At 73.1% G+C, this 13,407-nt stretch carries 8 protein-coding genes; 5 read left to right on the plus strand and 3 right to left on the minus strand.

The genetic code is table 11. The features are described 5' to 3' along the window. The first annotated feature begins 41 nt into the window (after positions 1-41). The 3 genes from WME83_RS07620 to WME83_RS07630 are packed head-to-tail and all read left to right on the plus strand — an operon-like array spanning position 42 to position 4,347. Positions 42-1,487 (plus strand): protein kinase domain-containing protein, encoded by a 1,446-nt coding sequence (locus WME83_RS07620; RefSeq protein WP_437318591.1) that lies wholly within the window; start codon positions 42-44, stop codon positions 1,485-1,487. A gap of 53 nt (positions 1,488-1,540) precedes the next feature. Next, a complete protein-coding gene (locus WME83_RS07625; protein WP_437318592.1) occupies positions 1,541-2,560 on the plus strand; it encodes a PEGA domain-containing protein in 1,020 nt (339 codons plus the stop codon). After that, complete coding sequence (locus WME83_RS07630; protein WP_437318593.1) at positions 2,557-4,347, plus strand: hypothetical protein; 1,791 nt, start codon at positions 2,557-2,559, stop codon at positions 4,345-4,347. The genes WME83_RS07625 and WME83_RS07630 overlap by 4 nt, the downstream gene beginning before the upstream one ends. On the opposite strand, the gene WME83_RS07635 is transcribed toward WME83_RS07630, so the two are convergent. From WME83_RS07635 to WME83_RS07645, 3 genes are all read right to left on the minus strand, one after another. After that, positions 4,277-6,739 carry a kelch repeat-containing protein gene (locus tag WME83_RS07635; protein WP_437318594.1) on the minus strand — a complete coding sequence of 821 codons (2,463 nt, stop codon included), beginning with the start codon at positions 6,737-6,739 and terminating at the stop codon, positions 4,277-4,279. The two genes, WME83_RS07630 and WME83_RS07635, sit on opposite strands and share 71 nt — an antisense overlap. Before the next feature lie 123 nt (positions 6,740-6,862). Beyond that, positions 6,863-8,248, minus strand: coding sequence for a DUF1552 domain-containing protein (locus tag WME83_RS07640; protein WP_437318595.1), 1,386 nt, complete (start codon positions 8,246-8,248; stop codon positions 6,863-6,865). Then, positions 8,248-9,954 carry a DUF1592 domain-containing protein gene (locus WME83_RS07645; protein ID WP_437318596.1) on the minus strand — a complete coding sequence of 569 codons (1,707 nt, stop codon included), beginning with the start codon at positions 9,952-9,954 and terminating at the stop codon, positions 8,248-8,250. Before WME83_RS07645 ends, WME83_RS07640 begins: the two co-directional genes overlap by 1 nt. 342 nt (positions 9,955-10,296) lie before the next feature. Here WME83_RS07645 and WME83_RS07650 point away from each other — a divergent pair, with 342 nt between their 5' ends. Together WME83_RS07650 and WME83_RS07655 are read left to right on the plus strand one after the other, a co-directional pair. After that, positions 10,297-11,205 carry a hypothetical protein gene (locus WME83_RS07650; RefSeq protein ID WP_437318597.1) on the plus strand — a complete coding sequence of 303 codons (909 nt, stop codon included), beginning with the start codon at positions 10,297-10,299 and terminating at the stop codon, positions 11,203-11,205. Further along, positions 11,195-13,207 carry a nucleotide-binding protein gene (locus WME83_RS07655; RefSeq protein WP_437318598.1) on the plus strand — a complete coding sequence of 671 codons (2,013 nt, stop codon included), beginning with the start codon at positions 11,195-11,197 and terminating at the stop codon, positions 13,205-13,207. The genes WME83_RS07650 and WME83_RS07655 overlap by 11 nt, the downstream gene beginning before the upstream one ends. The last annotated feature ends 200 nt before the right edge of the window (positions 13,208-13,407 follow it).

Genomic DNA, 13,407 nt, shown 5'->3' on the forward strand with positions numbered 1-13,407 from the left:
TCGCGGCCGCCCTTTGTCAGGGCGCAACGCGGGGAGCTCTCATGAACCCACCTGTCGTCCAAGGAGAGGTGATCGCCGGCAAGTACCGGGTCGATCGCGTCCTGGGCCGCGGCGGCATGGGGATCGTGGTCGCGGCGAGCCACCTGCTCTTGCCGCAGCGGGTCGCGATCAAGCTCCTGCTCAGCGACGAGGGCGAGAGCCCGTCGCTCTCGCAGCGGTTCCTCCGCGAGGCGCGCGCGGTGGTCCGGCTCAAGGGCGAGCACGTGGTGCGGGTGCTCGACGTCGGCGAGCTCGACTCGGGTGTCCCGTACATCGTGATGGAGTATCTGGAGGGCGAAGACCTCTCCGAGGTGCTCCGCGCCCGCGGCCCGCTCGGCGTCCTCGACGCGGTCGACTACGTCCTGCAGGCGTGCGTGGCGATGGCCGAGGCGCACGCCGCGGGCATCGTGCACCGCGATCTCAAGCCGGCGAACCTCTTCCTCGCGACCACGCCCGGCGGGGCGAAGCTCATCAAGGTGCTCGACTTCGGGATCTCGAAGGAGCTGCCGAGCGGCGCCGAGGGCGGCGGCGCGTCGCTGACGCAGACGCGGGAGATGCTCGGCTCGCCCATCTACATGTCGCCGGAGCAGATGCGATCGTCGCGCTCGGTCGACGCCCGCGCCGACATCTGGGCGCTCGGCGCGATCCTCTACCGCCTGCTGGTCGGGCGGCCGCCGTTCGAGGCGATGGCGCTCACCGAGCTCGTCCTGCAGGTCGCGAGCGCGGAGCCGGCGCGGCCCAGCGAGCTCCGGAGCGACATCCCCGCGGGGCTCGAGCGCGTGATCCTCCACTGCCTCCAGAAGGATCCGGCCCACCGCCCGCAGACCGTGGCCGAGCTGGCGCTCGCGCTCGCGCCCTTCGCGCCGGCGGGCGGGCAGGAGCGCGCGGAGCGGGCCGCGCGGATCCTGAGCGCGCCCCCGGAGGCGCCCCGGCCCGCTGCGCCCGCGCCCGCGGTGAAGCTCGAGCTGGACACCACGGCGGCCGCCTGTCCGGATGCGCTGGAGAGCATCCTGCCCACGACGCGGACCGTCGCGCGGCCGGCGCGCCGCAAGACCCTCTCGGTGGTGCTCGGCGCGGTCGCGGCGGCCGCGCTCGCGCTCGTGGTGTCGGGCGCGGTCGCGCTGCGCCGCGGATCGCCGGAGAGGGAGGAGGCGCCGCAGCCGATCGCGGCGGTCGCGCAGGACGCCGACGGGTCGGAGCGCGCGCAGCACGGCGCGGCAGACGGCCCGGCGGGCCCGCCCATCCCGCCGGAGCCCCCGTCTGCAGCGGACGAGCCGGCGGGGGCCGCGCCGCCGCAGCCCTCGGTCTCTCCGGTCTCGCCGGCCGAGGCGGTGCGGCGCACCGCGCTGCCGCAGAAGCGCCGGCGTGAGCCGGCGGTGGCCCCGGCGCCGACGGCGCAGCCGACGCCCGTCCAGCCCACGAATCCCTTCGCGCCCCCCCTCAAATGAGATACGCATGACCGGTCTTTGACCGGCGGCCCCCCTCATCCGACGAGGCACCGATGCGTTCACGTATGCTGGCGAGGCGGCCCGCGGTCGCGATCGCCGTCTTGGCGCTGACCATGGCTGGCGAGGCGGCCGCGCAGCAGACCCCTCCGGCGCCGGCCGCGGCGGCGCCGGAGCCAGCGCCGGCCGCGGGGGCTCCGGCGCCGCTCGCGCAGGTGCTGACCGGCACGGCCAAGGCCGATTACGAGCTCGGGAAGAGCCTCTTCGCTCATGGCGACTACGCCAATGCATTCATCAAGTTCGAGCAGGCCTATGCGCTCTCGAACGACGTGCGTCTCCTCTGGAACATGGTCGTCTGCAAGTCCAACCTGCACCGGTACGCGCACGTGCTCACGCTCGTGGAGCAGCTGAGGCAGGCGGACCGCGGCGTCCTGACCCCGCAGGACTGGGCGACGATGAACGCCCTCGAGCGGAGCGCCGAAGCCCTCGTCGGTCACCTGGCCATCGCGGTGAGCGAGGCGGGCGCGGCGGTGACGATCGACGACGCGCCGGCCGGAAAGACGCCGCTTCCGGACCCGATGATCGTCGACTCCGGGACACGGCGCATCCGCGTCGAGAAGCCGGGCTTCAAGGAGCATGTCCGGGTGGAGAACGTGGTGCCCGGCGCGACGGTGGTCGTGAACGTCCAGCTGGAGCCGCAGGTCCACGCCGGCAGGCTCTCCGTGATCGCGTCGCCGGGCGCCCGCATCGCGCTGGACGGCAAGGTCATGGGTCAGGGGCAGTGGGACGGCGCCGTGCCGAGCGGCCGTCATGCGCTGCGGGTCACGGCGCCCGGCATGACACCCTACGAGTCGGAGATCGTGATCGAGGACGATGAGCTGAGCCGCTTCCGCGTCGGCCTGACGCCGATCGAGAGGTCCAGCGCCCCCCCGGCGTGGGTGTGGGTCGCGGGCGGCGCCCTCGTCGTCGTGGCGGCCGTCACCGGCGGCATCCTCCTGCTCCAGCCCTCGCCGGCGCCGGCGATCGAGGGGACCCTCGGCCCCACGCGTTCCGCCGCGTTCGGAGGCCGCTGGTGAGGCCGCTCTCGTGGTCCGCGGCGGCGTTCGCCGCCGCCCAGGCGGCGTGCTCGGCGCCCGTCACGGGGGAGCTCATGATCGCCGTCCAGACCGACATGGCGATGCCCAAGGACCTCGATCGCTTCCATCTCGAGGTCTTGTCCGGCGGCAATCCCGTCATCGACGATAGCTTCTCGCTCGGCACGGACCCGGAGGACGTGAGTCTGCCCGGAACACAGGGGCTGACGGCCTCCGACGATCCGCGCCTGGAGATCCGCATCACCCTGCGGGGGTTCCTGCGCGAGCGGGTCCGCGTGCTGCACACGGTGGTCACGACCGTCCCCGAGGACCGCGTGGCGACGCTCTGGATGCCGCTTCATTTCCTGTGCAGCGGGGAGGAGGCCGACGCCGAGGAGGCGTGTGGCGCGGACCGGACGTGCGTTGCCGGGACGTGCGTGGACCCCCACGTGAGCGCGGAGCTCCTGCCCGATTACGTGGAGCGCGACGTCCTGCGCCGGGCCTGCTTCGACGTGGCGCGCTGCTTCGGCGGCGCGGACCTGGCCGAGGTCGAGCCGGCGGGGTGCACGATCGCGGCGAGCGACGACGTCAACGTCGCGATCGCGACCGAAGGGGACGGCATCTGCGGCCCTTCCGGGTGCTTCGTGCCGCTCGAGGCGGAGAGCGAGGTCGGCTGGCGGCGCACGCCCGAGGGGCGGATCGCGCTCCCGAAGGCGATCTGCTCGCCCGAGCGGCAGCCTGCGCCCGTCGTGGTCACGTCGCCGGTCACGGCGACCTGCCCTCGCAAGCAGATCGGCGATCCGCTGTGCGCCGTCGACGAGCAGCAGCCTGTCGTCCTGGCAGCGCGGCAGCGGAGCCCGATGTCGCTCGCGGTGAGCGACGAGGCCGTGTTCTGGACCGAGCAGGGCTCGCTGAGCGATGTGACCGGCGCCGTGAAGCGGGTCGCGCGCACCGGCGGCCGGCCGGAGGCGCTCGCCACCGGGCAGGCGGCGCCACGCCAGATCGCGCTCGGCGAGACAGGCCGTGTCTTCTGGACGAACCACGGCATCGGCGAGCGCGAGAGCGCTCTGATGCGGCTGGCCGTCGGCAGCAACGAGCCCGAGCGCTTGCTGGACGAGCCGAGCTTGGAGAGATCGGGCGCTCTGGAGGGGCTCGCGACGAGCGGTGATCGCCTGTTCTGGACGCAGCTCTCCGGGATCCCGGGAGAGCCCGGCAGCGTGGGCCAGATGGAGCCGAGCCGGCGGGTGGCGGAGCCGATCTTCGACGCCGGCAGCTACCCTTACCGCATCGCGGCGGCGGGCAGCGTCGTTTGCTGGACCGACCACGGCGCGGGCGAGGCGGGCGAGGTCCGGTGCTGGGAGGCGGACACGGCCGAGCCGGTGATCGTCGGCGATCGGGAGAGCACACCGTACGGGATCGCGCTCGACGCCGGGGATCCGGTCGAGGTGTTCTGGGTGAACTACCACGGCGGGGAGGTGGTGCGGGGGGCAGCGGACGGGAGCAGGCGCGATGTGCTCGTCAAGGGCTGCGAGGGCCCGTACGGCGTGGCGCTCGACGAGCAGTTCATCTACTGGACGAACCGCGGCGACGGCACCGTGAAGGCGCTGCCCCGCGGCGCTGTGCCCGGCGTCGGCTGCGGCGCAGGCGAGGTGCTCACGCTCGCCGAGGGGCAGCGCAGCCCGGGGGCGATCGCGGCCCGTGCCGGCGCGATCTACTGGGTCAACGAGGGCTCGGCGGGCGAGGCCGACGGCGCCGTCGTGCGGCGCGCGAAGCCGCCGCCGCGGCCGTGAGCAGCGCCGCGGCCGCGCTCGCGTCCGGCGCAGCCGCGCCCGCGACCCTGCAACCGCAGCCTTCGTGGTCCTCGTCGGCGGGAAGCGAGCCTGCGCCGCCCGCGCCGCCCCCGCCGCCCTGCGATGACGACGATGCCTCCGGAACGCCGGCGTGCTCGCAGCGCCCGTTGATGCACACCCCGTCCTCCTCGCACGGCGTCTGATCGATCTTCTGCGGGAATATGCACTTTCCGGTGCTCCGATCGCACGCGCCGTCGGTGTGGCACTCATCCATGGCACCGCAGGTGATCTCCTCGCCGCCGCAGGCCCCCTCCCGGCAGACGTCGCCTCGGGTGCAGAGATTGCCGTCATCGCAGGTCGCGCCGTCGTCGTTCATCTCGACGCAGCTCCCCTCGATGCAGGCGTGACGCGTGCACTCCTTTTCGTCACCGCAGGTCGCCCTGTCGTCGTTCTCGCCGGCGCAGGTGCCCTCGTTGCACACGTCGCGGCTCGTGCATGGGTTCCCATCGTCGCAGTCCTTCATCGTGAGGAGCGTGCAGATGCCGTCGGCGGACCCGCCGGCGCTCACGGAGCAGGCGTCGCAGGCGCCGCGATCACAGGCGGTGTCGCAGCAGAAGCCGTCCACGCAGAACCCGGTCTGGCACTCGCAGCCGGCCTCGCACGCCTCGCCGACCTCGCTCAGGACATACCGCTCCGACGTCGCGAGCGGCGCGCGGGCCGCGCCGTCATCCCAGTATTCCCCGCCGACGATCATCACGGAGCCGTCATCGAGGAGCGTCGCCGTGTGGAACGAGCGAGCCTCGAGGAGCGGCCGCCCGCGGATCCATCCGTTCGTGCTCGGGTCGTAGAGCCACGTGTCGGCGAGGGTGATCATCCCGGTTTTCTGCCCACCTGCGACGAGCACGCAGCCGTTCGGGAGCAGCGTCGCCGAGTGACGGAATCGATTGGAGCTGTCGAAGTCCCCGGCCGCGCTGAACTCGCCCGGGCCCGACGTGGACGGCGTGTAGATCTCTGCTCCGACGGTGTGCCCAGCCACGAGCACGCGCCCGTCCTGGAGCCGCGTTGCCGTGTGCTGGTAGCGCTCGCGCAGCATCCTCGGGCCCGGGGTCCAGGTGTTGGTCGCCGGATCGTACAGCTCGGTGGTCTGTAACCCGGACATATTTCTGTAGCCGCCGGTGACCAGGACCTGGCCTGTCGCGAGCAGCGTGGCCGCGTGCATGGTCCGGGCGATCTCTAGGTCAGGGCCTCTCACGATGGTATCGGTGCCCTTGAAGAAGCGGAAGACGTCGCGGACGGGGGTGTAGTTGTTCAGCTCGGCCGTGCCGCCGACGATCAGGACGTCTCCGGCGGTGCTCGCATGCTCTGCCGGGAGCACGGTCAGCGTGTGCTGGTAGAGCGGCGCGAGGACGCCCAAGGTGGGCGGGGATTCCGGCCCCCAGGTGCTGCTTTCCGGATCGTAAAGCTCGTAGGTGGAGCCCATCGTACCGACGTCGCCGCCGACGGCGAGGACGCGCCCGTCGGCGAGCGCGGTGATCGCGTAGTCGGCGCGCGGCTTCCTCATCTGGCTGCCTGGCGCCGGCGGAGCCGCCCAGGCGTCGTCGGCCGGATCGTAGATCTCGACGGAGCGGAGCGTGTCGCCCCTCATATCTTTTCCTCCGGCGACGAGCAGGCCGGCCCCGATCTCCGCCATTGCGTGACGGCGGCGGCGGCTCCCCAGGCTCCCCGCGGCCACCCACTCCGGGTCGACGAGCACCTGTTCGCGCTCCGCGTCGACGAACAGCTCGATCCGCGCCCCGCGCGCCGCGAGCCGCGCCTCGACCTCGCGCCCGCCGGCCGCGTACGCCGCCGGCGCCGTCACGCGGAGCCGCACCGCCCCTGTCGTGTCGGCGATCTCGATGGCCCCGTCCCGCGCCGCGAGCGCGCCGCCCTGGAGCTCCCATGCGGCCACGGGCGCGTCGCGCTGCACCGCCTCGGCGTCGAGCAGCAGCCACTCCTCGACGCCGTCCGGGATGGCGCTCCAGAACGACGACCCGCCGGCGCGCCTGTAGACCACGGCGCGCTCTGCGAGCATCGCCTCGCCTCCGGCGCCCACCTCGCGGATCCGGAGCGCCGTGTCCCCGTCGAGCTCGAAGAGGATGGCGTCGCTCCCCTCGCGCGGCAGGCGCACCGCGACCCCGCCGCGGCGCGGCCGGTCGGCGCGCTCGATCCCGGCGCCGCTGCGGACGAACCCCGGGCCGACGCTCAGGACGGCCTCGGCGTGGTCCGGGAACGCGCTGCGCAGCGCCTCGTCCGGCTGCCGGTCGGACGAGGCGCAGCCCGCGAGCTGGAGCAGCGCGGCGAGGAGAGCAGGGGTAGCGAGCAGGAGAGGCCGTCTGCGACGCGGGAAGGTCATGGCGGATGAAACAGCAAGGTAGGCGAACCTACCCAGCGTCGCCTAGTAGAGCGCTCCCCAGGCTCGTCCCTGGATCGTCGACGTTCCAGCCCACCCTGAGCCGCGCGGCTCGACGACGGCCCCTCAGCTGGTCAGCCCCGTGAGGGGCCCGGTGCAGTAGTTCGGGTCGCCGAACGACTCGGTGTCGACGCCCATCGCCTGCAGCAGCGAGACCAGCAGGTCGTTGTGCCCGACCTGCTTCGCCTGCGAGACGAAGCGGCCCGTCTTGAAGTGACCGGCGGCGCTCCCGGCGAGCACATAAGGGATGTTCTGGCGCAGGTGATTCCCGTCGGCGTGCTCGTTCGTCCAGAAGATCACCGTGTTGTCGAAGACCGAGCCGTTCCCTTCCGGCATGCTCTTCAGCTTCGTGATGAGATACGCGACCTGCTCGGCGTAGAAGCGGCTGATCTTCGTGAGGCGCTGGCGGTTCACCGGGTCGGCGTAGCCGTTGTGCGCCATCGGGTGGTGGCCCTCGGTGATGTCCGGGCCGAGGAAGCTCAGCACCTTGGTCGTCGCGGAGTTCGTGAACTGGAGGCTCGCGACCCGCGTCAGATCGCAGGCGAGGGCCATCGCCATGAGATCGAGCTGGAGCCTCGTGACCTCGGGCATGCTCGCGACCTTGTCCGGGTCGACGTCCGGCGTCAGCTCCGGCTGCGCGCACGCCGCGGAGGTCGGCGCCACGCCGCGGTCGAGGCGCGACGCGATGTCCTCCACCGACGCGAGGTGCCCCGCGAGCTTCTCCTGATCCGCCGCGCCGAGGCGCCGCTGCAGCCGCTTGTAGTCGGCGGCCACCTTGTCGAGCACCGCCCTGCGCTGCTCGGTCTTCTGGGTCGCCGTCTCGGGCGTGACCGCCAGATCGGAGAAGAGGCGGTCGAACGCGGCGTAAGGGCTGTTCTCCGGCGGCAGCGGCTGCGCCGGGCCGCGGTAGGCGATGCGCGCGCCCACGTTCGCCCCGTAGACGAGCACGCCGAGCTCCAGCGACAGGAACTTGGTCCTCGTGCCGATGTGGTTCGCGATCTCCTGGTCGACCGAGATGCCGTCGGCCCAGCCGCACGACAGCCCGGCGTCGCCGGGGAAATCGCCCTCCTGCATCGGGCGCGCGGTCAGGCACTGCCCCGTGCCCTTCTGGTGCGCGTCCCCCGGCCCCACGAGCGCCGACAGCGCGCTCACGTTGCCGAGGACCAGCAGATCCTCGTTGTGGTCCTTGAGCGGCGCCAGGATGGGCGACAGCTCCTCGCCGTTCTTGAGCTGCGACGACGACGGCCAGAAGTCCGGCGGGACGGTGCCGTTCGGCGTGTAGATGACGACGAAGCGCTTCGGGAACTCGGCCCCGAACGCGGCCCGCCCGGTCTGCTCCGACGCGGGGGCGAGCCGCTTCGAGCAGCCCATCACCTCGAGGAACGGCAGCGCGAGCGCCGCGCCGCCGAGGCCCCGGAGCACGGCGCGGCGGCTGAGTCGGAACGGCTTCATCACGGCTCTCCTTCTGCGCCGCCCTCTGCGGCGCCTGCTGCGCGGATAACGCGCCGGTAGCGGAACGCGTCGGTCTGGGTGAGCGCCACGAGCAGCGCCCGGATGTTGTACCCGGACGCCTCGAACGCCTGCGTCGCCTGCGCCAGGCTGCAGCTGTCCTCGCTCTGCTCGGCGCGGCCGTAGCCGAAGCGGAACCACTGCTTCACCACGCACGCGCGCACCTGCTCGCTCTCCGCGAGCCGGTGCGCGAGCTCGACCGCCCCGTCGAACGGGCCGTCGATGTCGGTCTGCGTGAGCTCGCCGCTCGCGTCGACCGGGATGCCGTTCTCGGCGTCGCGCCAGCGGCCGAGCGCGTCGTAGTGCTCGAAGCCGAACCCGATCGGGTCGAGCAGCGTGTGGCAGCTCTTGCACCCCGGATCCGAGGTGTGCTGGGCGAACTGCTCGCGGGTCGTCTTCGTCGGGTCGACCATGGGCGGCTCCGGGACCACGTCCGGCGGCGGCGGCGGGATCTGGCAGAGCAGGCTCTGGCGCACGAACCGGCCGCGGTGGACCGGCGAGGACCGGTTCGGCTTCGCGTAGAGCGCGAGCAGCCCGGCGTGCGTCACGAAGCCGGCGCGCTGCGACGGATCGAGCTCGACCCGCTCGAACGCGTCGCCCCTCGGGCCGCCCTCGACGCCGTAGAACGCGGCGAGCTCCCGGTTCATCATCGAGTACGGCGCCGTGAACAGCGCGCTCACGCTCGCGTCCTGCTCGAAGATCGCGTGGTCCAGGAACGCCTCGGTCTCGGCCTGGAAGAGCGGCAAGAGCTCGTCTTTGTACTCGGGGTAGAGCTTCGGATCCTTCCCGCCCGCGGCGATCTCGTCGATCTTGGCGAGCCCGAGCCACTGGCGGTGGAAGCTCTTCACGGCCTCGCGCGCCCGCGGGTCCTCCAGCATGCGCCGCGCCTGCGCCTCGATCTCCGCGGCGGTGCCGAGCGCCCCCTGCTCGGCGGCGGCGAAGAGCGCGTCGTCGGGCATCGTGCCCCAGAGCAGGTAGGAGAGCCGCGAGGCGATCTCGTAGGACGTGAGCGGCACGACGTCCGCCTCCACCGGATCCGGCATGCCGAGCTCGACCCGGTAGAGGAAGTGCGGCGATTGCAGCATCGCCTGGAGGACGAGCGCGAGGCCGGTCGACGCGTCGTCGGGCGTGTCCCCGAGGGCGATCCCGCGCCGGAAGAGCGCGACGAAGTCGGCGATCTCGTCCTCGGCGAGGGGCCGCCGGAACGCCCGCTTGCCGAACGACGCGACGAGCGCCGCCACCTCGCCGCGGCACGCCTCGCCCGCCGCGGCCTCGACGCACGCGGGCGCCTCGCGGACGAGCTTGCCCACCGCGCGCGCCGCGACGCCCTCGGCCGCCGTCATGTACTGCTCGGCGAGCAGCGGGCTCACCACGAGCGCCGCCGCCTGGTTGTTGAAGCCGAGCGACTCCTCTTCAGGCACGAAGTCCCTCGCAGGGCGGCTGTCGTCGCCGAGGAGATCGAAGATCGTGTTGTCGTACTCCGCGCGGGTCATCCGGCGGAGCGGCGACTCGCCGGGCTCGATCGCGGTGCACAGCGGGGCCGTCGCCTCGCCGTCGCCGTCGAGCGCGGGCAGATCGCCATACTGACCTGTGCAGGAGGCGAGGAGGAGCAGGCCGATGGGCCAGCGGAGACTTCGTGGTTCAGCCATGATGCCTCGTCAGCGAGCGCGGAGAGGAGCCGACGGCGGGCTCGCGCGCCGCCGTGCCGCGCGCGCCCTCTCGCCATCTTCCAGGGAGCCTATGGCAATCCACTCCTCCAGGATAGGCGCCGCGCGAGGAGGGGGCGAATCAAGTGGGAGCTTGGGGCCGATGCGATCCTCCCATGCGCGCTCGCCTTACCGCGGGCTCGGTTCGCCGCGGTCCGCCGCAGATGACCCCGGATCTCCGCGGGGTGTCGCCGACTCGGTATCTCGAAAGCGACGCTCGACCCGCGACGTGAAGAGCGACTATGCTCGCGCTCGATGCCAACGAGGCGAACGCGCGCCTGTCCTGTGTTTCCCGCGCGATCGCGGCGCCGCGCGCGCCGCTCCCCTGCGATCGCGCTGCTCGGCGCGGCGCTCGCGGCGCTCGCCGCGCCCTCCTCCGCGCGCGCCGCCGAGGCCGCGGCGGCGCTCCGCCCCGAGGCCGCGGAGCGCGACGAGGGGCGCGCGCCACCTGTCGTAAGGGCCGTCGTAAGGGCCGCCGTGGGGACCGAGCTCTTCAGCGCTGGAGTCGATCTCGAGATCGCGGGTCGTACGCTGTCCTATACGGATCTGCTCTCCGAGAACCTCCGCACCTACGAGGTGCTCGGCGTGCCCATGCCGTCCCTCCGAGCCGAGCTGTACCCGCTCGCGCGCAGCGCCTTGCCGGTGCTCCGCGATCTCGGGATCGCCCTCTCGTACGCCCGCGCCGTCGGCCTCGACTCGGAGGGCGCCGGGGGAGCGAGCGTATCGACCTCCTTCAGTCGGCTGTACGCCGGGCTCAAGGGCCGTTACCGCCCGGCCGGGCAGGCGGGTCCGGTCCTGTTCGCGAGCGGCGGACTCTGCTGGACCGACTTCGATGTCGCGCCGACCGGCGACCCGTCGCGCGACGCGGCGGCGGTGTCCTACGTCGCCGTGCGCCTCGGCGCGGACGGCCGCCTCCCGCTCGGCCCGGTCGCGCTGGAGGCCGGCGCGGGCTACCAGGCGCCGCTCTCGATGGGCGCGCTCGCGTCGTATTTCCGCGAGCCCAGCGCCGGCGGCGTCGACCTGCGCGTCGCGGTCGCCGTCCCGTTCGCGCCGGGGCTCGAGGCGCGCGCCGGGGCGTCGTACGCGCGGTTCTTCTATGACTTCGACGCCGAGCCCGGGGACCCGTACATCGCCGGTGGGGCGCTCGATCAGCTCTTCGGCGCTCACCTGGGGGTTGCTTATTATGGGTACTGAGGTGCGCGGAGCGCGCGCGGCGCGCGGCGCGTCCGGCCTCCGCCGCGGGTTCTGGGCGGCGGCCGCGCTCGCCGCGCCGGCCTTGCCGCTGCTCGCGGGGTGTCCCGGCAGGATCGAGGACAGGTCGCGGTTCGAGACGCCCGACGGCCGCCCGCCGGCCGACTGCGCCGACGTGCCCGCGGTGTTCGCCGAGCGCTGCGGCGGCGCGAGCTGCCACGGTCCGGGCGAGCCCGCGGCCGCCCTCGACCTCGTCACGCTCGGCGTCGGCGATCGCGTCGCCGGGCGCCCGGCCCAGAGCTGCGCGGGCGTGCTCGCCGACCCCGACCGGCCGGAGGAGAGCGTGCTCTACGCGAAGCTCATGGACGCGCCGTCCTGCGGCGCGCGCATGCCGCTCGGCGGGGCCCCGTACTCGTCCGAGGAGCTCGCGTGCGTGGCGGCGTGGATCGCGGAGCTCGCGCCGGTCGCGTGCAGCGGCCCCGACTGCGGCTGCCCCGGGTGCGTGTGCGCGCCCGGCGCGGAGGAGGCGTGCTACACCGGCTCGGAGGACACGCGCGGCGTCGGCCGCTGCGCGGACGGCACCCGCACCTGCAACGCCGAGGGCACGTCGTGGGGCCCGTGCACGGGCGAGGTCCTGCCCGCGTTCGACGCGTGCGACACGCCCGAGGACGAGGACTGCGACGGGCGCGCGCCCGCCTGCGAGGAGGTGTGGAGCCGCGCCTTCGGCGACGCGAACGGCCAGTACGCCCGCGCCGTGGCCGTCGACGCGGACAGGAACGTGTTCGTGGCCGGCCAGATGGAGGGCACCGTCGACTTCGGCGGCGGCCCGCTCACGGCCACGGGCGCCGACGCGTACGTGGCGAAGTTCGACAGGTTCGGCACGCACCTCTGGAGCAAGCGCTTCGCGGGCGACGGCAACCAGTTCGCGATGGCGCTCGCGGTCGACCCGACCGGCGCCGTCGTCGTGGCGGGCCGCGTGTTCGGCAGCGTCGACCTCGGCGGCGGCGTGCTCGTGTCGCACGGGGGCGACGACGTGTTCGTCGTCAAGCTCGACGCGGGCGGCGAGCACGTCTGGAGCCGGATGATCGGCGGATCCGGCGCGGATCGCTGCGATCGCGTCGCCGTCGATCCTGCGGGCGACGTCCTCGTGGCGGGCGGCTTCCACGGCGCGGTCGACGTCGACGGCGCCGTGCTCACGAGCGCGGGCCTGCGCGACGCCTTCGTGCTGCGGCTCGCCGCGGGGGACGGCCGCACGCTGCTCGCGCTGCGCGCCGGCGACGAGGGCGACGACTACGCCCACGGGATCGCGGCCGACGCGGACGGCAACCTGCTGGTCGCGGGCCATTTCTCGGGCTCGATCGATCTCGGCGGGGCGCCGCTCGCGAGCGCGGGGCTGTCGGACGTCTTCCTGGCCAAGCTCGGCCCCTCGGGCGACCACCTCTGGAGCGCCCGGTTCGGCGGCGCCGAGGCCGACGAGGCCCACGACGTCGCGGTTCACGAGGCGACGGGCGACGTGGTGCTCACGGGCACGTTCGCGTCGACCATCGACTTCGGCGGCGGGCGGCTGATGAGCGCGGGCGGGCGGGATCTGTACGTCGCCCGGCTCTCCAGCGACGGCGCGCACGTCCTGAGCCGGCGCTTCGGCGACGCGGAGGACCAGCTGCTCACCGACTTCGAGACGGGCGCGCGCGCGAGCGCCGACGTGGACGCCGCCGGCAACATCGTGCTCGCAGGGCCGCTCTTCGGCGCGGCGGACTTCGGCGGCGGGCCGCTGACGAGCCGGGGCAAGACCGATGTTTACCTTGTCAAGCTCGGCCCCGCGGGCGATCACCTGTTCAGCTCGCTGTTCGGGGACGGTCAGACGCAGGTCGGCCTGGATGTCACGGCGGACTCAGGGGCGAGCGTGCTGCTCGCCGGCCGCTTCTACGGAAAGATCAACTTCGGTCACGGGGCGCTCTCGGGCGCGGGCCAGGGCGATGCGTTTCTGACGAAGCTTTCCTTGTAGCCCGGGGTTGTAAAATTGTCGCCCTGACGTACAAACCCGCTGTCTGCTGAACGGTCCCACGCAAGCGACCCCAGCCGGTCCTGTACAAATTTGCCTCGCCTGAGGCAGGCTGGATGCTCGCTTGTTGCTGGCGCCGGCCTCTTGCTGCCATTCCGGCCTCGTTTCCAGCTTCTCCGGGGTGGCATGTTCTCTGCTGACCG

The sequence above is a fragment of the Sorangium sp. So ce385 genome (assembly GCF_051474135.1).
Taxonomy (GTDB): Bacteria; Myxococcota_A; Polyangia; order Polyangiales; family Polyangiaceae; genus Sorangium; species Sorangium cellulosum_D.